Source organism: Rheinheimera mangrovi (genome assembly GCF_003990335.1).
GTDB classification, from domain to species: Bacteria; Pseudomonadota; Gammaproteobacteria; order Enterobacterales; family Alteromonadaceae; genus Pararheinheimera; species Pararheinheimera mangrovi.
In genome coordinates, this window is sequence record NZ_CP034683.1 from 2,088,915 (window position 1) to 2,110,823 (window position 21,909).

16 protein-coding genes are annotated in these 21,909 nt (G+C 48.5%); 12 read left to right on the plus strand and 4 right to left on the minus strand.

What is annotated here, in order from left to right; genetic code table 11:
• The first annotated feature begins 10 nt into the window (after positions 1 to 10).
• From EK374_RS09420 to EK374_RS09440, 5 genes are read left to right on the plus strand one after another with little or no spacing between them, the layout of a single operon-like run.
• On the plus strand, positions 11 to 3,751 hold the full coding sequence (locus EK374_RS09420; protein ID WP_127022421.1) for an InlB B-repeat-containing protein: 3,741 nt from the start codon (positions 11 to 13) through the stop codon (positions 3,749 to 3,751).
• Between the two features lie 29 nt (positions 3,752 to 3,780).
• On the plus strand, positions 3,781 to 4,317 hold the full coding sequence (locus tag EK374_RS09425; protein WP_127022424.1) for a hypothetical protein: 537 nt from the start codon (positions 3,781 to 3,783) through the stop codon (positions 4,315 to 4,317).
• A gap of 16 nt (positions 4,318 to 4,333) precedes the next feature.
• Positions 4,334 to 4,747, plus strand: a complete 414-nt coding sequence (locus tag EK374_RS09430) for a hypothetical protein (protein WP_206099322.1) — start codon at positions 4,334 to 4,336, stop codon at positions 4,745 to 4,747.
• Between the two features lie 9 nt (positions 4,748 to 4,756).
• On the plus strand, positions 4,757 to 5,752 hold the full coding sequence (locus tag EK374_RS09435) for a tetratricopeptide repeat protein (protein WP_127022430.1): 996 nt from the start codon (positions 4,757 to 4,759) through the stop codon (positions 5,750 to 5,752).
• A gap of 9 nt (positions 5,753 to 5,761) precedes the next feature.
• Positions 5,762 to 6,712: an ATP-binding protein gene (locus EK374_RS09440; protein ID WP_127022433.1), complete on the plus strand. Its 951-nt coding sequence runs from the start codon at positions 5,762 to 5,764 to the stop codon at positions 6,710 to 6,712.
• 80 nt (positions 6,713 to 6,792) lie between these two features.
• Here the strand turns inward: EK374_RS09440 and EK374_RS09445 are convergent, their stop codons facing one another.
• Complete coding sequence (locus tag EK374_RS09445; protein ID WP_127022436.1) at positions 6,793 to 7,269, minus strand: hypothetical protein; 477 nt, start codon at positions 7,267 to 7,269, stop codon at positions 6,793 to 6,795.
• Between the two features lie 576 nt (positions 7,270 to 7,845).
• Between EK374_RS09445 and EK374_RS09450 the strand changes: the two genes are divergently transcribed.
• The gene (locus tag EK374_RS09450; RefSeq protein WP_127022439.1) at positions 7,846 to 8,031 is read left to right on the plus strand and encodes a hypothetical protein; all 186 of its coding nucleotides are present in this window, start codon (positions 7,846 to 7,848) and stop codon (positions 8,029 to 8,031) included.
• A 97-nt stretch (positions 8,032 to 8,128) separates the two neighbouring features.
• Here the strand turns inward: EK374_RS09450 and EK374_RS09455 are convergent, their stop codons facing one another.
• From EK374_RS09455 to EK374_RS09465, 3 genes are all read right to left on the minus strand, one after another.
• A complete protein-coding gene (locus EK374_RS09455) occupies positions 8,129 to 9,118 on the minus strand; it encodes an aspartyl/asparaginyl beta-hydroxylase domain-containing protein (RefSeq protein WP_127022442.1) in 990 nt (329 codons plus the stop codon).
• A 63-nt stretch (positions 9,119 to 9,181) separates the two neighbouring features.
• On the minus strand, positions 9,182 to 12,283 hold the full coding sequence (locus EK374_RS09460; RefSeq protein ID WP_127022445.1) for an efflux RND transporter permease subunit: 3,102 nt from the start codon (positions 12,281 to 12,283) through the stop codon (positions 9,182 to 9,184).
• Positions 12,284 to 12,295: 12 nt separating this feature from the next.
• A complete protein-coding gene (locus EK374_RS09465) occupies positions 12,296 to 13,495 on the minus strand; it encodes an efflux RND transporter periplasmic adaptor subunit (protein WP_127022448.1) in 1,200 nt (399 codons plus the stop codon).
• 177 nt (positions 13,496 to 13,672) lie between these two features.
• On the opposite strand from EK374_RS09465, the gene EK374_RS09470 reads away from it, so the two are divergent.
• The 6 genes from EK374_RS09470 to EK374_RS09495 all read left to right on the plus strand — a co-directional run bounded on the left by EK374_RS09470 (position 13,673) and on the right by EK374_RS09495 (position 21,883).
• Entirely contained in the window at positions 13,673 to 14,473 is an 801-nt protein-coding gene (locus EK374_RS09470) for a MipA/OmpV family protein (protein WP_127022451.1), read from the plus strand.
• A gap of 14 nt (positions 14,474 to 14,487) precedes the next feature.
• Complete coding sequence (locus EK374_RS09475) at positions 14,488 to 15,174, plus strand: response regulator transcription factor (RefSeq protein WP_127022454.1); 687 nt, start codon at positions 14,488 to 14,490, stop codon at positions 15,172 to 15,174.
• A gap of 77 nt (positions 15,175 to 15,251) precedes the next feature.
• Complete coding sequence (locus EK374_RS09480; RefSeq protein ID WP_206099323.1) at positions 15,252 to 16,643, plus strand: sensor histidine kinase; 1,392 nt, start codon at positions 15,252 to 15,254, stop codon at positions 16,641 to 16,643.
• Positions 16,644 to 16,857: 214 nt separating this feature from the next.
• Positions 16,858 to 18,339 carry a CehA/McbA family metallohydrolase domain-containing protein gene (locus tag EK374_RS09485; protein WP_206099324.1) on the plus strand — a complete coding sequence of 494 codons (1,482 nt, stop codon included), beginning with the start codon at positions 16,858 to 16,860 and terminating at the stop codon, positions 18,337 to 18,339.
• Positions 18,336 to 20,339, plus strand: a complete 2,004-nt coding sequence (locus EK374_RS09490) for a glycosyl hydrolase 115 family protein (RefSeq protein ID WP_164731852.1) — start codon at positions 18,336 to 18,338, stop codon at positions 20,337 to 20,339. Before EK374_RS09485 ends, EK374_RS09490 begins: the two co-directional genes overlap by 4 nt.
• A gap of 236 nt (positions 20,340 to 20,575) precedes the next feature.
• A complete protein-coding gene (locus EK374_RS09495; RefSeq protein WP_127022459.1) occupies positions 20,576 to 21,883 on the plus strand; it encodes a jacalin-like lectin in 1,308 nt (435 codons plus the stop codon).
• Positions 21,884 to 21,909: the final 26 nt, after the last annotated feature.

Consider the following 21,909-nt stretch of genomic DNA (forward strand, 5'->3'; position numbering starts at 1 on the left):
AAGGAAAGCTATGTTGCGACTTTCAGGTATGGTGCGCTTGGGTTTGTTTCGTATTATAGGGATTGTTACGGCAAGCTGCCTGCTTTCAGCTTGTGGCGGTGGCGATAAAACCACTAACGATAGCGGCGGCTCAGTGACGCCTGTTTCCTATATCGTTGATGCGGTAGTGACAGAGGGCGGCAGCATTTCCCCTACCAGTCGTAACGTACAAAGCGGCCAAACTGCGGCTTTTACCCTATCAACTAACAGTGGTTACCTTTTAGCGAATGTTAGCGGTTGTGGTGGCAGTTTAAGTGGCAATACTTACACTACAGGCAGTATTAACGCGAATTGCACCGTATCTGCCAGTTTTAGCCTGAACAGCTATACGGTAACAGCTATAGCGGGCGAAGGCGGAAGCATTACCCCCAGTAGCAGTAAGGTACAGCATGGCGCTGTGGCGCAATTTACCTTAACCGCCAACAATGGTTATGTACTAGCGCAGGCAACAGGTTGTGGTGGAAGCCTGAATGGGGCGTTATACCAAACCGCACCTGTCACTGCGGCCTGTCAGGTGGAAGCTGCCTTTTCGCCAATTACTATCAGTGGGGTATTAGCCGGTGTGGATGGTCCGTTAACTGCCAGTGTGAAAAACGCAGAGGAAGTGTACTTTCATCCTGACAGTAAAGGTTTTCTGCCGGTAGCCGGCCATGCCAACTCTCCTGCCATGCCACCGCCAGTGGGCATAAATTTCCCGTTCGGCATTTTTGATTTCAGAGCCATTCATCAGGTTGCCGGTGGGGCAGTTAGCGTTGAATTTACCTATCCACAAGCCTTACCCGACAATGTCAGCTATTGGAAATACGGCCCAGCCTCCGCCGACGCAGAGCCAGACTGGTTTGAATTAGCACCCACCCAGATCCAGATTTCAACAGATCGCAAAACATTGCTGCTTACGATTTACGATGGACAACTTGGCGATATTGATGGTGAGATAAATGGCATTATTCGGGATCCGGGTGGCCCGGCTCTACGGAATAGTTATACAGTAACAACTGGTGCTAGTTTAGGTGCGGCTGTAACCCCCACCAGTAGCGTAGTAGCGCATGGTGATACAACGAGTTTTATTATCACTACAACCGCTGAGTATAGTATTGATATGGTACGCGGTTGTAATGGTGACCTGGTTGGCAACACTTACACAACAGGGGCGATAACTGAAAACTGCCATGTTGGCGTAAGTACAAGCGTGAATAGCTATTTGGTTCACGCTATTGCCGGTGAAGGGGGCAACATTAGCCCCGGTAGTGTCACGGTAAGCCATGGCAGCAGCACCAGTTTTACCGTGATAGCCGATAGCGGCTACAGCATCAATAATGTGACTGGCTGTGGTGGTAGCTTAAATGGCAATACCTATACCACCGGGCCCATTACCGCAGCGTGCAGTGTCAGTGCCAGTTTTAGCCAAAACAGCTACACCGTGACGGCCACCGCAGGCGAAGGCGGCAGCATTAGCCCAGGTAGTCGTACAGTGAGTTATGGTGATAGCACCAGTTTCACTGTGACTCCAAATACAGGGTACAGCATTGCGACAGTGACGGGATGTGGCGGAAGTTTGGTTGGTAATATCTATACAACGGCAGCGATCACGGCAGTATGCAGCGTTCAGGCAAACTTTACTCAGAACAGTTTCATAGTCACAGCATCTGCAGGCGAAGGCGGCAGCATTAGCCCTGGCAGTCGTACAGCGAGTTATGGTGATAGTGTCAGTTTCACAGTGACTCCAAATTCGGGGTACAGCATTGTTTCAGTGACGGGTTGTGGCGGAAGTTTGGTTGGTACCACCTATACCACTGCAGCGGTCACGGCGGCATGTACGGTACAGGCAAATTTTGCTAAGAATAGTCTTATAGTCACTGCAACAGCAGGCGAGGGCGGCAGTATTAGCCCAGGCAGCCGTACTGTGAGTTATGGTGATAGCGCCAGTTTCACTGTGAATCCAAATGCGGGTTACAGCATTGCGACGGTGACAGGATGTGGCGGAAGTTTGATTGGTAACACCTATACCACGGCAGCAATCACGGCGGCATGTGCGGTACAGGCAAATTTTGCTCAGAATAGTTTTATAGTCACTGCAACAGCAAGCGAAGGCGGCAGCATTAGCCCAGACAGTCGCACTGTGAGTTTTGGTGAAAGCACCAGTTTTACTGTGACACCAAATACGGGGTATACCATTGCGTCAGTGACGGGGTGTGGCGGCATTTTAGTTAATAACATTTACACTACTGTAGCCATAACAGAAGCTTGCAGTGTACAGGTGAGTTTTAATCAAATTAGCTACACAGTGACAGCCACTGCTAATGCAGGAGGCCACGTAAGTCCTGAAAGCGTTATTGTCAAGCATGGAGAAAGTACGAGCTTCACATTGGTACCGGATACAAATTACCTTATAGAAGGTGTTACAGGTTGTGGCGGTGTTCTTCAAAACAATATCTATACAACAGCTGGTGTTACTGCAGATTGTGAAGTGTCGGCGGTGTTCAGACAAACTCTGATCGAGAAGGATGTAACTGTGACGACTCGTTTGGGTGATGGTGGCTCTATTTTGCCCGCTGAGATGGTCACAAAAACAGGTAAAGACGTGACTTTTACTGTGCAGTCAAAGCCGGGTTATTACATTGAAAGTGCTACAGGCTGTGATGGGGTTATAAATCAGCAGCAATACGAAATTAAAGATCTTCAAGACAATTGTGAAGTAGTTATCAGGTTTACTGCGGATGAGTTTCAGACGTTTGATCAAGCTATTGAAGATTATTTACAGAAGTATCAAATTCCTCAAGGGGTAGTAGGAATAGTAAAAAACGAGCAACTTGTTTACCTTAAACATTATGGCAGCAATGCGAACCTGCACCAGGTAGAGCAATCTTACCGATTGGCTAGCGTTTCAAAGCCTTTAACAATGCTAGCTATTCTTCACTTAGTCGAGCAAGGCCAACTAAGCCTGAACGAAAAACCCTTTGCGCAAGGAGGAATACTTTATAACGACCTTGCAGAGACACCATATGTAACAAACGCAGACGCTATCACTGTCGATCACTTAATAAGACATAATTCTGGTTGGACAAACACACCATACGATGTAATGTTTTCAGCTACAGAATTAAGTGAATCCGATTTGTTTCGCCAGATGCTACAGGTGCGAAGTTTGCAGTATGTACCTGGGCAACAAAGCTCTTATCTGAATTTTGGTTATCAGGTTCTTGGTCGAATCGTTGAAAAGCTGACTGGCGATAAAGTACACATCTACTTAAAAAACCGCTTATTTTCAGGGTTAGATGATTTTGAACTATATGCAGCTGGCAGTCTGCTTTCAGAGCGCAAAGAGAACGAAGTTCAGTATTACTCTGCGTTCGGCGAAACCCCTTACGTGATGAACTTACCACGAATGCTCGCTGCAGGTGGGATGTCTGCGAACGTTCGAACTTTAGCTAATATTCTGATCCGTATCGACCGTAGCGCCAAAGTACCTGACGTATTACAAGATGGTAGCTTCCACAATTTTTATCTTGGCGGTTGGTGGTATCACTATGGTTCACTACCTGGTACCTCAACTCTGATGGGAAAAATAGATAACCAGTATTCTGTTGTTGCGCTATTTAATGGCCGCTCTATGGATTATGACCAGCAAAATAACGAGTTCATTCAGGTTATTTATGAACTGTACAACAAAGTTAAATGGCCTGAATCGAATCTTTTTGATAAACCCCACTGATTTTTTAGTAAGAGCTTCGAAAGTAAACCATGAGCGACAAAACACGCTGGCTTACGCCAGCAAGATTTAAACTGATACTCAGCTCGGTTGTACTACTTGGCCCTTTGTTGTGCCTGGCCTTGATGCTCTCGGCCATCTGGCAAGGGTCATATTTGTATAAAACTGTGCAGGTAGCGTTTGTTGAGTTGCAATCGCAATCTTTCCAGTACTGGTCGGCTGGCAGCCGTTTTAGTTCATCTGGTATGAAACAGGGGCAGGCGTATGTTTTGCATTATCGCCACAATGGTGAAGAAGGTTTTCACGACTTGAGTGCGGAAGAGGTCAAGCCGTTGCGAGAGCTAGTACCAGGTAGTTTAGTGCCGCTGGTATTGCCAGATGCAGATGGTCATTTTGACCTGAACGAAGAAGCGCAGGGCTTTGGCGTTTTAGCGCTGGTGTTTGCCGCAATGGTGTTACCAGTGTTGTTGCTGCTATGGGCTGGATCTGTGGTTTATGTAAGCTGGTTTAGTTATTTGTGGTTGGTATTGCTGTTGTTGATGCCGTTTCGGGTGTTGTTTTGGCGTTAAAAGTTGAGGGGGCTGGGTGGTTTATTTGTTGATGTCAGTCACTCTGCACTATGGCGTGGCGTTGCTGTTGGTTTTTGCTGCTTTGTATCGCGTAGCGGTGGATCTGTTGCCAGCACACCCGCCAACCTGGCACGCAGCGCTTTGTATTGCGTTCACCTTGTCTGGAGCGGCGGTTTGGTTGGCTAACTTAGTTTGGGCGCAGTGGAATTGGTATTTTGGCCAGCAAAAGCAGTGGTTGCTGTATCTGTGGTCTGTGGCTTTGCTGCCTTTGGCTCATTTTAACTTGGCCGCAGCCTTGTTGGCTTTTACTTTGCAATTGCTGCTGATGCACTTGCAAAGTAAAAGCTGTGTTTCTGTGGCACTGCCAGTGCTGCAACTACAGAATGCACAGACTGATCCCAACCAAAGCACTGATCAAAAGGCGTTGTAATGGTGTTAAATGATTGAAGCCAGCCACTTAACCATACTGCTGCAATTAGAGCGTTATCAGCAGCTTGCACAGCACAGTGAGCAGTTGTTAAGCGAAGCGCCGCAGCATCAGCCTGCCGCTTTGCACCGCATTGCCGCCTATTTGTATAGCAACAATACTTCACAGGCATTAAAAGCCTGTGAAGACGCGCAAGCCTTTTGTTTTGATCATTCTGATTTTTGGCTGCTGAAAGCTCAGGCGCTTCGGCTAAGTAACAATGACTTAGCAGCGGAGCAGGCGGTGGCAAAAGGCCTGGCGCTTGCTCCAGCAGAACCCGATTTAATGGCCGAACAGGCGTTACTGCATTTAAGCCAGCAGCGTTTGGCGCAGTGCAAAAAGGTACTGGATAACCTACTGGCAGAGCATCCGTTTCACAAAACGGCCTTGCATACGCTGGCTATTTTATTCAATTATGGTTGCCACAGGCCAGACAGAGCCAGGTTGGTGCTGAAACGGCTGTTGCAACAGCATCCTGCCGACAGTGATACAGCGCAATTGCTGGCGAGAATGAACACGCCCTGGCAAGGCACAGCACGGCTGAAACAGTTGTTACAGCTTAAACCAGCGGACCCGCAGTTGCGGCAAGATTATAAATTGCAACAGCGGTTGCGCTGGGCTGTTATAGCGGCTTTTGTGCTTAGCCTGTTAGGTTCAATCGGCTGGTTTGTGCCTGGTTTGTCCACAGCCTGGCTGCATGCTTTATTGCTGTCGGCTATGCTGTTGTCACTGCCGTTAGGCTGGCATTACCCTCTGGCAAGCCGGTGTTGGTTAATGCTGATGTTTCCGTTGTTAGTACTGCAAGACATGCAGCCAACTGTGGCCAATAGTGTAGCGGCTTTAATAGTGGGCGCTTTATATGCGCTGGCTTTGCAATGGTTGCTTGGAGCTTCAGTGTTACTTTGGCAAAAGCTACAGCCGTTGGCCTCTTGGGGCAGGCGCAAATTGAATAAACAAAGGATAAGGTAAAGCGCGTTTATGGATACACAAAAGTTACCTGTTCGCCAAAGCGATACCACAGATGCTGTATTTAGCCCGATGGACAAAAGCCATACCCTGCATTTTTCTGATATTGGCGGGCTGGACGATTTAAAACAACTGGCCCGCATTAAAATTATCGAACCCTTTAAGCGGCCGGAGCTGTTTAAAAAATTTAACAAAGCCGCAGGGGGCGGTTTGCTGCTGTACGGCCCGCCCGGTTGCGGTAAAACTATGTTTGCCCGCGCTATCGCAGGTGAATGCAAGGCCGCATTTTTTAATGTGGGTATTCACGACATTCTGGATATGTACGTGGGCAACAGCGAAAAAAATATCGCCGCTTTATTTACCACGGCCCGCGCCGCAAAGCCTGCAGTGATTTTTATTGATGAAATAGACGCGCTTGGCCGCAAACGTGGATTGATGCGACATAGCGGCTTAACCAGCACTATTAACGCATTTTTAGCCGAATTAGATGGCGCCCAAAGTGATAACGAAAACCTGCTGGTGTTAGGCGCCACAAACGCGCCATGGGACGTCGACAGCGCTTTTCGCCGCCCCGGCCGCTTTGATCGTTGCCTGTTTGTGCCACCGCCGGATCAGCCTGCGCGGCAGGTTATTTTGCAATTGCTACTGCAACAGTTACCCACCGCCACTTTGGATATCACCAAACTGGCAGAATCTAGCGCGGATTATTCAGGTGCTGATTTAAAAGGATTGGTTGATAGTGTCAGCGAACAGGTATTGCAGCATATTATCGAATCCGGCGAAGACGCATTGATAGAACAACAGATGTTGGAAACACATTTGGCGCTGCATAAAGCCAGCACATTAGAGTGGTTACAAACCGCCAGTCAGGTGGTGGAATTCGCAGGTGACACAGGCTATTACCAGGATTTAGCACAGTACTTAGCCAGCAGGCAAAAGCCAAAATGGCGGATTGGGTTTTAGTGTGGGCGCCACCGCTTTTATGACGAAGATAAAAGAACCGTGGATACTTCTGCCGAACTGTTTAGACCTTATTGCAAGGATCAGCTTGCAGAGGCACATCCTTGTCCTGTTTTTAATTCGGTGTTGTGAGCATCATGCAGAAACATTCGCGTAAAATCGTGCAGGCAATACAACCGGAGAAATTTCTCTGCTGGTATATCTGGGATTAGCAGCACTGGAATTTTCATTGACTGTGGTTGCTGGCATGTCAGGAGCCGCTGATAAGTCATCACACCACCGAATACCTCAAACTTTGGTTGGTCTGAGGTTGACGATTTTGCCGGGTAACAGAGCAGGGGGCTTTGCAGCGTTAACACTGAGGTCGCAGATTCTGATAGTTCTGACGGGTTTGATCTGGTTTTATACAGTGAAACAAGATTGGCCGCCTGGATCAGGGTATTGGCAACCGCTGCTAATTGCAGATTTTGTAGTTCAACCGACACCAGGGTTACATCTGTTGTCAGGTATGATATAAAATCAGCATAGGTTTTTATTCTTATTTTTTTCTGTGTTGTCAAATTTCACCTATGCCTGTCACCGCTGAATGGCGCCTATCATGAGTCTTATCATGGAAGCTATTGCCATTTTAGCAGTATAATGGTTGTTTTGGGCACCTCTATATTCCTGCTTTATTGTGACCAAATTAACGCTGAAAGCACTAAAAAACACCCTTAAATCCCAATTGATTGCATTGTGAAAATTCATAAGTGGCTTGATTTGTATGGGTTTAAGGGTGCTTTGGGGTGTTTAAGGGGGGGGGGAAGTAATTTATATGTCTTGACATGGTGGGGGGCGGTGGTTCGAATCCACTAGGACGCACCAAATCTTCCTCTGTCGAAACCCTTGTAAAATAAAACTTTATTCTCAAAAAAACCAATAAAGATACCCCAAATAAAAACTTTAAATTCGTTCGTTTTTTTCGTCTTTGACCATACGTGACCAGCTTAATTAATCAGCCTGCCAGAGGCCGGTTCATTAACATGCCGATAGTCCAGTTGCAAGCTTATCTCGCTTTAAAAGACCAACTCACGTACAATGCCCGTCCAATGATTAGTACCTGTTGTATTAATCAGGCGTCAATTCGGGAGAAACTGATGACAAAACCACTGTGGACTGTGGGTCTTGATGTAATAGTGACGGACTCAACCAGCGAATGTTATGGTCAGGTTGGTCATATTGTCCGGATATCTTCACCGGGTAACAGCTGCCGTCTGTCGGTAGACTTTGATGGAAGTGTTTTTGGCTTTGATCAGGACGACATTGAGGTTGCGTCGATTTAACGTTGAGTTGAGCGAAAACTGCTGTTTAGTTTACAAGCCTTGCCTCTGATCCTGCTGCCCTCTAAGGGCAGCTCGTCACTCCAATGAACTTTCGTCTCTACAACCACAAGCGTGCGGACAAAAACGCCTCAAACAAGCTAAAAAATCCAAACAGTATGGCAAACAACATCGCCAGCAACGTGGTATTCAGGGTGAGTTTAAGTGTTTTGTATAGGCGACGTCGTTCTGAACGCAGTTTCAGTGTGCTTTGACGCAAAGGCGCAATGAATGCAAACAGGGCGCTGAACACACCTGTTTTATCTTCTGCAGTATTAGGCACCAATGTGCCTTTGATGATAAAGCGATATAGCAAGTTAAACACCCGCCCAAAGCTATTCATTGGTCTTTCTACATCACACATTAAGATCAACCTCGATGCCTGACTGTTGTTTTTGGCATAGTGAGGGTAGGTTTCATCAAAGACAAAATCCTCGCCGTTCTGCCAGCTACACACAACACCATCTACATTGATATAGCAGTCTTCCGAGTTTGGTGTGCAAAGGCCCAGATGGTAGCGTAATGAGCAGGCCATAGGGTCTGAGTGCAGGCTGAGTTCTGAACCTGGTGGCAGAATAGAAAACATCGCCCCTTGTATGCCTGGCACTTGTTTCAGCAAAGCCACAGTCTGTGGGCACAACCGCAGCGCAGAGTTGTGGGTTGTGCCGTACCACATCAGATAAAATTTGCTCCAGCCTCTTTTATAAAAAGTGCGGAAACCTACATCGTAATAACCGACAGAGCCCGGTGTTTTGATAGCTTCAAATGCTCCGGTTGCCCGCAGCGCTAAGGCTTCTTCTTTGATGATGGGCCAGTTGTCCCTGAGTACAGAAATATTCTTCAGGTAGGCCGCATCTAAAACGCTCTTACGGGCTGCTGCTTTTGTCGTCATGTACAAAAGGCAATTTAGTGGCGCAAACACAGGCCAGCTTTTTCGCAGGTATTGGGTCAGAGACTGATAGCGCCTTTGTCCACGCCAGCGATACACATAAGTCACAGAGGCGATGCAGTAGAGCGCGACTATGGCGACAATAAAAAGGCTAAGACTCATATTAAAATCCTGAACTAATAGTGGTTTTGGATAGCTGGGTTAAGAGGACTATCTGCATAGTTTTCATAGCGATTGGTTACGCGTAGCTGCTGTTGCGGTGATCTGGTTACGCGAAATCAAGCGCTTTAGCCGCTGCACGCCGTCATCGACATAGCTGTACAGCACGGGGATCACCAGTACACTCAGAAAAGTAGAAGTAATAAGGCCACCAATCACCACTATGGCCATAGGGGCGCGAAAGCTCGGGTCGCCTCCCATGCCAAGGGCTATCGGCAGCATGCCAGCTCCCATGGCGACAGTGGTCATCACTATAGGGCGGACACGCTTGCGACAGGCATCCACTATGGCGTCCCTTTGGCTGAGCTGATGTTCGCTTTGGGCAATGATGATGTAGTCAATCAGCAGAATGGAGTTTTTGGTGGCTATGCCCATCAGCATAATCAAGCCAATCATGGCGGGCAGTGACAATGTGGACCCTGTGATAAAAAGCGCCAGAAAGGCACCAGGCACAGACAATACCAAAGCAGTTAAAATGGTCAGTGGCTGAAACACTTCCTTGAGCAGCAGCACCAGCACCATATAAATACAAAGCACACCGGTCAGCATGGCAATGGCAAAACCAGTTGCTAATTCGCCCATCATTTCGGCGTCACCCAAGGCATTTTGCGATATACCAGTGGGCATGTTTTTTATGCTGGGTAATGCCAGTATGGCTTGTTCAACATCACCTAAGGCCTGGTTATTCAGCTCCACTTCGAAGTTAATATTGCGCATACGATTGAATCTGGAAATTTGCGATGGGCCACTGCTGAGCTGCAATGTAGCCACATTTTCAAGAGCCACAGGCCCGCGAGCACCAGGAACAGGCAAGCGTTTGAGTGTTTCAAAATCGGCGCGGGCTGTATCATTGAGCCTAACCACAATAGGAATTTGGCGTTTGCTCAGATTCAGTTTGGCCAAATCCTGATCATAATCGCCTGCTGTCGCAATCCGCAGCGTATCGGCAATATCAAAAGAGGTCACTCCCAGATCGGCCGCTTTAGTAAAGTCAGGTCTGATAATAAGCTCCGGCCGCACTAAGCTGGCGCTGGAAATCACGGCCCCAATACCTGGGATAGTGCGAAGATCACGCTCCACCAGCAGCGCATGTTGCTCCAGTAAACGGCTATCTTCACTGGCAAGCACCAGCGAATAATTTTCGCCGGCTCCCAAACCCACTTTGATGCGCGCTCCAGGCACCACTGCCAGCATCTGCCTTAATTCTTGTTCTATCTGCTGTTTGTGCACTCCTGAGCGTTCGCTGCGGTGGGTCAGAGTTAAGGTTAATACGGCTGTACCGACGCCAGAGGCAGAACTACCACCTTCATCCTCTTCACCCGAGCTGCCAGAGCCTATTGCTGTGTATACCTGTTTAACCTGCTGGTGCTTCGCAACAATGCTGCGGGCTTGTTCAGCGAGGCTGATGGTTTCCTGCAGTCTGGTGCCGGGTTGAAGGTTAAGAGTGACCTGGGTTTGTTGGTTATCGTCTGGCGGCATAAAGTCACCTGGCAGTTGAGTCGCCAAAAATAAACCACCACAAAAAAAGACAAGAGCCGCAGTGGCTGTGATGCGTCTGTGGGCTAAGCACCAGTGCATCAGTTGCAGGTAATAGCGGATCCAGCCTGGTTCTGGTTTGGTTAAGTGTTGTGGGGCTTTTAACAGGTACGCCGCCATCATGGGCGTTAGCAAACGGGCGACCAGCAAGGAGAACAGCACTGCAACTGCAGCTGTCCAGCCAAACTGCACAAAAAACTTACCAATCACGCCACTCATAAAAGCTGTGGGTAGAAATACGGCAATGAGCGTAAAAGTGGTGGCAATCACCGCCAAACCTATTTCATCCGCTGCTTCCATGGCTGCCTGAAACGGTCGTTTTCCCATCAATAAATGCCGTTCTATATTCTCAATTTCAACTATGGCATCATCCACTAATACCCCAATCACCAAAGACAAAGACAGCAGGGTGACGGTATTGAGGCTAAAGCCCATCAGATGCATCACTGCAAAGGTCGGGATCACAGAAAGTGGCAAGGCTGTAGCTGCGATGAAGGTAGCCCGCCAGTCCCGCAGAAACAGGAATACGACGATAACAGCCAGCAAAGCCCCTTCGTACAGCAGTTGCATTGACCCATCGTAGTTTTCAGTGACAGGGTCGATCAGATTAAAGACTTCAGTCACCTGAATATCTGGTCTTTGTTGCTTCAGGTGCGTTAAAGCTGCACGAACACCCTCCGCCACTTCAAGTTCGCCGTAACCAAGTGCCCGTACAATTTCAAAACCTACCACGGTTTCGCCATTTAAAAATGCGGCAGAACGTGGTTCAGATACGGTGTCAGAAATATGGGCGACCTGATCCAGCCGGATACGACGGCCATCGCTTAAGCTGATGTCTAAAGAGGAGATTTCTTCTGCTGAGCCGACAGTAGCAATAGTTCGGACGGACTGCTCCATACCACCAAAGTCGGTGCGACCTCCGGATCCTTCTTGTTGGATTTGGCGTAACTGGCGCGAAATATCAGCGGCAGTGGTATTAAAAGCCAGCAGGCGGTTTGGGTCGAGATCCACCCGAACTTCCCGGCTTAGACCGCCCACCCGGCTGACAGAGCCAACCCCTCTGACCGCCAGCAGGGTTTTGCTGATGTCATTGTCGACAAACCAGGATAAGGCCTCGTTATCCAACTGTGACGAGGCAATGCTATAGGTCAGAATAGGGGAGCCTGAGAGTTCCTCTTTTTTAATGACAGGGTCACGTAAATCAGCTGGCAAGTCGGCTCTGACTCTGGCGACCGCATCACGCACATCATCTAAAGCTTGCTGAATGGGCCGCTCTAACCTGAATTCAATAGTGAGTGTGGCTTCACCTTCCGTCAGGTTGCTGTAAATATGCCTGATTCCTTGCACTGTGGCGAAAGCGTTTTCCAGTTTTCGCGCTACATCGGTTTCCAGTTGTGAAGGAGAGGCACCAGGTAAAGAGGCCGTGACTGTCACTGTCGGCAGTTCAAGATCGGGCAAATCCTGAACTTTCATTGACTGAAAACTTAATAAACCTGCGAAAGTTAATAAAACAAATAACAAAATGGCTGGAGTGGGGTTTCGTATGGCCCAGCTCGATATATTCAAATTCATCTGAGAGTCCTGTTACATCATTGGGCCAGCGTCGGCGCCTAGATAGGTGTCGGCTGCCATTTCAGCGGAGTTTTTTTCTGCAATCATTCTGACCAAATCGCCATCACCAAGGAATGCACCTCCTGTTGCAACCACCTGATCTGAAAGCTTCAGACCACTGGTGATTTCTATCCGATCTGCAGTGCGACGGCCTGTGTTTACCTTGGTTTGAATGACTTTTGAATCCGCTCCTATATGCAGCACATAACTAAAACCATCCCGCAGTTGCACGGCGCTCAATGGCAAGGTCATAACTTCTGTGGAGCCAAGCTCAAATTGTCCGCGGGCGAACATGCCGGAGCGCGCTGTGCCTTTGGATTGAAGATCGACATAGACCAGTGCATTGCGGCTTTGAGTATCAACAACAGGAGAGAGCATGCGTAAAGTCCCTTGAATACTGCTGCCGTCGGCTAAGGTGATCAGTGCTTTTTGACCTGGTTTGAGTTTTGAAAGGTCGTCCGAAGACACCTCAGCACGCCATTCCAACCGGCCGCCCCTGATCAGGCGAAACAGTTCCTGACCTGAAGGTAATACGGCGCCAACTGTGGCGGTCCGGGCCGAGATAATGCCGTGATCCGGCGCCAATACCAGGCTTTGAGCCAAACGCAACTCCTGGGTTTTGAGTCTGGCTTTGGCGGCTTCCAGCCGTGCTTTGGCCGACTGTGCTGCTGTGATGTAACGCTGAATTTGCTGGCTGGATAAAGCGCCGTTGGATTTCAGTTCTGTTGTGCGTTTCAGGTCGGCTTGGGCTTCAACATATAAAGCTTCTGCTTCGGCTTTATCTGCACGACTTAAATCCAGTTCAGCCTGTAAGGTGGCGGAGGAAAAAACGGCCAGCACCTGACCTTTATTCACCTGATCGCCTACATTCACTTTCACTTCTGTCAGCCGCAGACCATCGGCTTCGGCGCCAATACTGGCTTCCTGCCAAGCGACAATATTGCCGTGAGCCGAAATCGTTGAAGTAACCATCGACATCTGTGGGTGGGTAGCTGTGACCGTCAACACAGGTTTTGTTGTGGTGTTTTGTTGGGTTTCCTCAGGGTTGTCATCTTGCTGTTGAGCCGCTGATTGGGTTTTGCTAAAAACCAGGGCGGCACAAAACAGGGCAGTCAGACAGAACAGAGCAAAGAAGATTCGTGATTTTTTAATGACAAACTGACGAAAACGCATCTGGTGATCTCATCCTAAAAGGGGGAATACCGCACTATCGGGTGCAATAGCTTTCAGGAGACTTACGAGGCAGGTAGAGCAAAAAAATAAAATTTAACTGGTGTTGTAAGTTTTGTGTAAGTCAGAAGGCAGATGATGAAGTGGTTTTAATGACCATTATTCAAAAGGAAGCTTTGTATGTCATCACCCTTTGATGTTGCTAAACGCAGCTTTGCTAAACATAGTCTGGCTGCGGCTATTGCTTTGTTTTGTTTACCTCTTGCCGCCCAGCAGTCTGATGGCGGGCAAGAATCGTCCTGGGGTTTGGGCTTAGGTGTGATGTCCAGCCAAAAGGCTTATACCGATATGGACCGCGATACCAAAGTCATTCCTTTTATTTCTTATGAGAATGAGTATATTGAGGTGCTCGGCCCTAATCTGAAGTATAAATTGCCTGGCTTCGAGCTGAATGATTCCAACAAATTCAACTTCAATTTGGTGGGAGAATATGATTTTTCCGACAATGATCCAGACGAAACCCCTATCCTTAATGGGATGGAAGAACGCAAAGGCGGTTTTTGGCTAGGCACGCAAGCTGAATGGCAGAATGAATTTGTTAACGTCAGCCTTGAGTTCTTGACCGAAGCGGCAGGGGATAGCGATGGTTCCATGTTCAATCTTGGCTTCGAGAGAACATGGCATATTGGCGACAGTTATATGCTGGCACCTCGTGTGGTGTTTAGCCGCGTCGATAAAAACTATGTAGATTATTACTATGGGGTGCGCGCTGATGAGGTCAACATCGACAGGGCTTTTTATCAGGGCGAAGCGGGGCTGAATACTGAAGTTGGGGTGCGTGGTATTTATATGATTGATCAAAAACAGATGATTATGCTGGATCTGTCCGTCACCAGCCTGGCGACTGAGATTAAGGACAGCCCGCTGGTCGATAGTTCCACACAGAGCCGGGTGATGCTGGGCTATATTTATCGTTTCTAAAGCATCCGTTTCTGATGAACCGTATTCTTCTGCTTGAAGATCATAAACGCCTGGCGCAGCTGATCAGCAAGGGGCTGGCGTCTGCCGGCATAGTGGTCGATAGCTTCGAACGTATTGATCATGCCTGGCAGGCCTTGCAGCAAATGCCTTATCAGGCCATGGTGCTCGACAGAGGAGTACCGGATGGCGATGGCCTGAACTTACTACAACGGCTGCGGGCTGCGGGTAACAGCATTCCCTGCTTAGTATTGACTGCACGTAACGCCTTACACGACAGGGTCAATGGTTTAGAAGCGGGTGCAGATGATTACCTGTCCAAACCTTTTGCGATGGAGGAAATGGTGGCGCGGGTAAAAGCCCTGCTCAGGCGGCCCGCTGAAACTCAATCTCTGGACCCCCGCTATGGCGATTTGTTGCTGCAACCTTCGTCAAACCTGATTTGCTGTGCGGATAAAAGCCAGCTGTTGTCGCAGGCTGAAATGCAGGTGTTGTTTGTACTGATGCGAAAACCCGGTGAGACAGTACGACATAACTTGTTAGAGGCCGCAGCCTGGGGCCTCAGCGAAGCCGTGACACCCAATGCGCTGGATGTGGTGTTACACCGTATTCGCAAAAAACTACTCACCATTGGCTCGCGCCATCAGATCATCAATGTCAGAGGAGTAGGCTATGCGCTTGTTGAGCCAAAAATACCTGAATAGCTTAGGTGCAAGGGAATGGAATTAAGGCGCTTGTTGAGACCAGAATGCATAAGCAACTGCGGTGTCAGAGGTTGGATATGATGCGTTTGGTAAGAAGGCTGCACCGCAATAGCATTAGTGTCAAAATGCAGTTGGCTTATGTGGCCGGCATGATCCTCAGCGTCAGTCTGATTGCTTTAGTGGTATTGGCGGCACTCGGGTTTCAGAGCAATATTTTGTCAGAAAACGATATCAATGATTTTTCCGGCGAATTAGCAGAAAATCTGCAGTTTAATGCACAAGGTGTTCCTGTTCAGGTCGCTGACGAAGAATATCTTTGGTTGTTTGAGACTTTGTATAACGAAATAGCCTTTAGAGTCATGGATCAAAACGGGCAGGTTGCTCTTGCTTCCAGGGCCGCTCCGGAGTTTTGGTCTGAAGCGGATAAACTACCGTTAAAAGCCGGCCCCTTTGAGTTTCAACAAAATGGCATCACAATGGATGCTGCTAATGGAGTCAGAGTACATAATGGCAAAGCCTGGTTTTTTCAGGTCGCAGTCAGCAGACGATTTATGTTTTTCGCCCATGATACCTTTGCCTTACGTTTTATCGAAGATGGCTTGATTTTATTATCTTTAGTGCTGTTTTTTGTGTTTGGTGCCTGCGTGCATTTTGCTCTGGGTTACACCTTGCGGCCTTTGCTCAAATTATCTCAGGCAGCAGCCTTGATATCGCCACGCTCTTTACAGGAACGTTTACAGGAAGACCATGTGCCGACTGAAATTGCACCTTTGGTCCGGAGTTTTAACATAGCTCTGGACCGGCTGGAGCGGGGGTACCGTTTGCAACAGGAGTTTTTGGCGACAGCAGCACATGAACTCAAAACACCACTGGCCTTGATCCGTGCTCAGCTTGAATTGATGCCGGAAAATGAGGAGCGCGACTGGTTATTAAGCGACGTTAAGTACATGTCACGTCAGGTGCAGCAACTGCTGCTGTTAACTGAAGTCAGCGAAGAACAAAACTATAAATTTTGTACTGTGGTGCTCTCTAAGATTGCAGGCGAGGCCTTGTCTTATCTGCAGCGTATGGCCGACGCTGCTGCTGTAAAGCTAAGCTTAAATGATCAAAGCAACGGCGCAGAGTGGCAAGCGGACAAAGGCGCCTTGTTTACCTTATTGAAAAACTTGATCGAAAATGCGATTCAGCATGCGCCAGCAGGCACAGAAGTGCTACTTACTTTATCTCCTGACAGCTTAACGGTCAGAGATTTTGGCCCGGGCGTGACAGAGGATGAATTACCGCAGCTTTTTAATCGTTTTTGGCGCGGAGCACATCGGCTGGACAGTGGTGCAGGTTTGGGTTTAGCTATCTGTCAGGAAATTGCAGTGACACACCATTGGATCCTTTCTGCGCAGAGGGTCGAACCTGGTCTTCAATTTACTTTATCAAATGACCCTCAGTATTTTAACTCGAAGTTAGTAAGCTAATTCATTATAAATCAATCATCTAATCAATATTAAGCAGGGTTTTTAACCCTGTTCTTCTACTTGTCCTGTTTGAACTTCTACAGATGGATTAACAATTGACACCGGTGTCAATGCTTGGTATATCTTTCCGTCATGACTGTTTTTGCTGCTATTTTATGCGCTTCCGGGTGCTTGCTGTTGTATCAGGCAGAACTGGAAAATAACGAGAAAATTTATGAAATCAAAGTTAGGGCCGCATCCTCTGCTGATTGCAACCAGCGCCGTGTTGCTGATCTCCTGTCAGCAAATACCCACTGAACCGACTACAGAGTTGACTACAGATCAGGGCAAAAGCTGGCTGGCCGGTGATCACCATGTGCATACCCATTACAGTGTGAAATGGGATAACTCTGTATTTCCGCCAGCCCCTATTTTAGGTGGCGATGCTAAATATTCGATTCCGCTCAATGCGCAAATGGCGTCACATTACGGCTTAAGCTGGATGGTGATCACTGATCACGGTGGGCCAAACCGCGCCAAACTGGCGTTGGAGCAGGCTTATCCTGAACTTGTGGCCTCACGTAAAGCTTTACCGCAGATTTTGCAGTTTTACGGTATGGAATTTGATGTGCCGGGCAATAGCCCTGGTGGTCGCCATGCCAGTTTTATTATGCCGCACAGGGCAACAGAAGCAGAGCAGTTGTACCAAATAGAAAGCCGCTACAACGGCCGTCAGGGTGTACCACCAGGGCCGGAAAAAGCCGAAGATGCTTTTATGCTGCAAGCCTTAAAAGCCATGAATGAATTACCGGATAAACCTTTGCTGTTGGTCAATCACCCGGCACGTTTAGCCACTGGTTTTCGGCAGTACAATAAAGTGACTCCAGCGCAATTACGTGACTGGCAGGATACAGCGCCCGATGTGGTCATAGGTATGACGGGCGCTGAAGGCCATCAGGCTGCGACTTTAAATCCGGATGGCAGCACAGACCCAAATGCCATTCGCGGCGAATACCCGGATTATCCGACTATGGGCGGCTACGACCAGATGACAGCCCGTTTAGGTGGGGTTTGGGATAGTTTACTCAGCGAAGGCCGGAATTGGTGGGTGACAGGCGTGTCCGACAGCCATGGTCATTACACTGATGGCTGGGCCGACTTCTGGCCTGGTCAATACGCCAAAACTTATGTCTATGCAGATAAAAACTACGACAGCATTTTTGCAGCACTCAAAGCCGGTCAGGTTTTTGTGACTACAGGCGATTTAATAGATGCTTTGTTTGTCGAAGTGGCAGTAAAAAACTCCACTAAAACCGCTACAGCAGGCCAGACACTCACAGTAAAACCTGATGATGAGCTGGTGCTGCGGGTGCGTTTTCGCGACCCAGATAGCAACAACGGCGGTGGTTTTAACCCAGAAGTTGAACGGGTGGATGTGATTCAGGGGCTTATCAAAGGCACGGCTTCAGAACGAAATACAGACGAAGCACCAGATACCAAAGTCGCTAAACGTTTTTACTCAGCCGACTGGAGCAGCAAAGAAGGCTACAGCAGCTTTGAGCTGCCGCTCGGCAACGTCAGCAAAAGCCAGTATTTACGCCTACGTGGCACCAACAATAAAAACGAGCTGGAACCAGAAGCTGATGCCAAAGGCGAAAACCCATGGTCCGATTTATGGTTTTACAGCAATCCGGTGTTTATTCAGGTGTCCTTATGATTGGGCGCGGCTTACTGCTGGTTGTATTGACGGCGCTGATGCTGCTGAGCTCATGCACTACAAAAACCAGAGTGCACCATATCCATCTGCTTTATCCAGCCGGTTCCCACAAAGCGATAGAACTTGCAGCCCGGGACTTACAGACAGAGCTTAGGATGCTGCCTGGTGCCACTATTACCAAAGGCCCACAGACTAATGCTGAGGCCAACCTGACCATTTTGATAGGTGTCGCTGGGCAGTTAAAAGGGCATCAACTGCTGAATGCAGAAAGTCAGGCTTTGCTGGCAGACATCAATGCACCCCGTTCAGGCCTGATGCACCAGCAAAAAGATGGCAAAGCGTTGATCCTGTTGGCCGGAGCTGATGTGCAGGGCACTCAATACAGTGTCTACGATTTTAGTCAGCAGTATCTGAATACCGATCCTCTGCGTTACTGGACTGGCAGCCAGGCTGAAGCTGTGTCGATGCAACAACTGTTGCAATTACAGACGCAACGCATTGACGCTCCGGTGGTGCCATTGCTGGTGTACTTTGAAAATGATGTGGATGAGCTGGCGAACTTTCGTGGCACTAAGCTGCAATACGACTGGGAAAGCTTTACTGCCTTGATCGATAGTCTGGTGCGGATGCGTTACAACGCTATTGAGCTGTTTGATATGCTCGGGCGCGTTGAGTTTTATCAGCGACCTGAGTACCAAAGCCGTTATCCGAATTACCAGCTCGACAAAGCTTATCTGGATCGGATGATTGACTATATCCACGACAAAGGCATGTTGCTGCAAGTCGATATGATGATGGGGCGGCAATTGGGCTCGTTGCCTGAAACAGAGTCCAACTGTTGGTCAGAGCATCAGCAGAGCTGGAAAGACATGTGGCTTTATTACTTAAAAGAAACTCCTATAGGCCGCGCCGATATATTTAGCTTAAGGCCGCGGCATCAGGTCTGGGACTGGCCTTATCAAAGCGCATGCAACGAAGACAAAACGATGGTGTTTAATCAGGTCTATGCCGCATTAGGCCAGTTGCTGGATCAGCAAAAGCCCGGTGCTATTAAGGTATGCACCTGTTACCACGATGGCATGGAGCTGTTTAATGCCGGTTTTAACCCGCCAAAAGACTTTATTGTGGCCTGGTCTGATAACGGCTGGGGTGAGTTCGATTATTTACCTAAGTCCGACAAAGGCCATGCCATGGGCACTTATGTGCACGCTGGTTTTTGGCTGAACCATGATGTGGCCGACCCTTACCCGAAGCGGATTGAGCAGGTGATGAGCTTTATGTATCAGCAGCATAAAGCCGATCAGTACATGATGGTGAATGGCCAGACCTTCCGGCCTTTTTTATTGAATCTGGCCGCTTATGCAGAGTCGGCGCGGCTTGGCGGGGCCTTTAACAGCGAAACTTTTAGCACAGGCTGGTTTACCCGCTATTTTGGCGCAGCAGCCACACCAGCCGCTATTGGGGCTATGCAGCAGTTGCATCAGGCGCATGCGGATGAGGTGGGTTATGTCGAAATATTATGGCAGGTGAAGGTTCTGCAAGGCTTTTTGGCCGACACTCCGGTGCGACAACCTGGTAAAGATGAGTTTAGCGTGACCGCAGATCGGATCCAGCCTTGGTTCAATGCCACAGCCCCCCGTATCACCACTTTAGAAAAAGGCTTGCAGCAGGCGAAAGCCGGACTGAATGCTGCAAAAAATCCGGTTTTTTATCATGATTTCGTGATTTTACCTCTGCAACTTTATCTGGATTTACTGAACTACAACCAACTGCTGTTGCAGATGGCGCAGCTGAAACTTAATGCAGGTTCGGACTGGACAGGCGAGCAGGGTGCAGCCTTGTTGCAACAGGCAAAAACCCAGTTGCAGTTGTTGCACCAGCGCCGTTTAACAGGGGATCAGGACTCACGCTGGGCCAACTGGTATCACCCCGAGAATAGAAGGCCTAACAATGGCTTTCCTGTTTTGGCGGATCTGGAGGCTATAGCAAAGGCAAGATAAGGCTTTGATCCGTATTCTTTCATCCTGTAGTGGGAAGCAAGTGACAGCAGGGGAACCAAGATCAGCGGATCTTTAAAAATATTTTAAAAACAGCTGTCAGGAAATGACGGGCAGCTGCTCTTTAAAATGAGAACGCTGAGTCGATGTCCTGCGTCGTGCTGCATAAAACAGCCGCTGCCGAGGACCAGTTTTCTGTGCACGACATCACCATAACCCATAACATTACGGAGAAGGATATGCATTTGAAATCAGTACTGATTGGTCTTGGCATCAGTTGTTGTGTGGCAGCACCTGCTGCGGCTCAGCAGTCCGGCAGCTTTGATACCTTAAGTTACAATGTGGCCGGTTTACTGGAGTTATTTTCCAGCGCCGAAAGCGACAGGCAAGCCGCCACAGAGCAGATCAGCTGTTATGTAAACGACTTTGATATTGTCAACGTGCAGGAAGATTTTAATTATCACGCCGCTTTATACGATACCTGCAATACCCATCCGTATCGCTCTGCAACTACAGGTGGCATGGGCATTGGCAGCGGTTTAAACAGCATGAGCCATTTACCATTCAGCAGTCTCAAACGAGTGAAATGGAACCACTGCAACGGCGTTGATTGTCTGACGCCTAAAGGTTTTACATTGATGCAGGTGCGGCTGGCTGAAGGGGTTTATGTCGATATTTACAATCTACATACTCAGGCTCAGGTTGAGACGGCCGACTTAACCGCTCGTCGGAATAATATTCTGCAGTTAAAACAATACATCAGCACTCAGTCTGTCGGCAATGCAGTGATAGTGATGGGGGATACCAATACCCGTTATACCCGTGAAGGTGACAATATCCGTGAGTTACTGGGCTTAGGCTTTACCGATACCTGGGTGGAATTGTATCGCTCTGGCGATATTCCAGCTTTGGGGGCTGATGCTTTGGTTTGCGATCCAAAAATCAGCGCAGCGAACTGTGAAATTGTCGATAAAGTGCTGTATCGCGACAATGGCTATCTGAACCTGCAATTGCTGGACTATCAGGTGCGTCAGGACGATGAAACTCCGGAAGGATTGAAATTGTCAGATCATCCGCCTGTGTCGGCAAACTGGAGTTACAGCACGCCAGCCAACCGGAAAATGAGTGACCAGTTTGGTGGCGATGGTGGAGTGTCCTTTAATACGGTCAGCCAGTTACCTGCTACGCCAAAAGTCAGCCAAATCAGCGTGCGTAGTGGCAGCAGAGTGGATCAGGTCGGGCTACAGCTGACGAATGGCCAAAGCTTTAGCCATGGTGGTAACGGCGGCACATTAAACAGCTTAACCCTGAATAGCGGTGAATACCTGAAGTCGGTAACTTTGTGTCAGGGCAATCGTAATGGCGCTATGCGGATTTTTTACACCAGCCTGCAAACCAGTGCGGGTCGCAGTGTAACAGGTGGCAGTCAAACCTCGAATTGCACTAGCCATCAGGCTCCTGCCGGTTGGCAAATCAGTGGTTTTCATGGTCGTGCTGAAACTGAACTCGACAAGCTCGGCGTTATTTATAGCCCTGTCGCTTTATAATTCCAGGTCGTTATTAAAATCGTGAT

Coding starts and splice junctions, on each gene's coding strand:
- EK374_RS09420 (WP_127022421.1), top strand. CDS start 11: ATGTTGCGACTTTCAGGTATGGTGCGCTTGGGTTTGTTTCGTATTATA.
- EK374_RS09425 (WP_127022424.1), top strand. CDS start 3,781: ATGAGCGACAAAACACGCTGGCTTACGCCAGCAAGATTTAAACTGATA.
- EK374_RS09435 (WP_127022430.1), top strand. CDS start 4,757: ATGATTGAAGCCAGCCACTTAACCATACTGCTGCAATTAGAGCGTTAT.
- EK374_RS09440 (WP_127022433.1), top strand. CDS start 5,762: ATGGATACACAAAAGTTACCTGTTCGCCAAAGCGATACCACAGATGCT.
- EK374_RS09450 (WP_127022439.1), top strand. CDS start 7,846: ATGACAAAACCACTGTGGACTGTGGGTCTTGATGTAATAGTGACGGAC.
- EK374_RS09455 (WP_127022442.1), bottom strand. CDS start 9,118: ATGAGTCTTAGCCTTTTTATTGTCGCCATAGTCGCGCTCTACTGCATC.
- EK374_RS09460 (WP_127022445.1), bottom strand. CDS start 12,283: ATGAATTTGAATATATCGAGCTGGGCCATACGAAACCCCACTCCAGCC.
- EK374_RS09465 (WP_127022448.1), bottom strand. CDS start 13,495: ATGCGTTTTCGTCAGTTTGTCATTAAAAAATCACGAATCTTCTTTGCT.
- EK374_RS09470 (WP_127022451.1), top strand. CDS start 13,673: ATGTCATCACCCTTTGATGTTGCTAAACGCAGCTTTGCTAAACATAGT.
- EK374_RS09475 (WP_127022454.1), top strand. CDS start 14,488: ATGAACCGTATTCTTCTGCTTGAAGATCATAAACGCCTGGCGCAGCTG.
- EK374_RS09480 (WP_206099323.1), top strand. CDS start 15,252: ATGATGCGTTTGGTAAGAAGGCTGCACCGCAATAGCATTAGTGTCAAA.
- EK374_RS09485 (WP_206099324.1), top strand. CDS start 16,858: ATGAAATCAAAGTTAGGGCCGCATCCTCTGCTGATTGCAACCAGCGCC.
- EK374_RS09490 (WP_164731852.1), top strand. CDS start 18,336: ATGATTGGGCGCGGCTTACTGCTGGTTGTATTGACGGCGCTGATGCTG.
- EK374_RS09495 (WP_127022459.1), top strand. CDS start 20,576: ATGCATTTGAAATCAGTACTGATTGGTCTTGGCATCAGTTGTTGTGTG.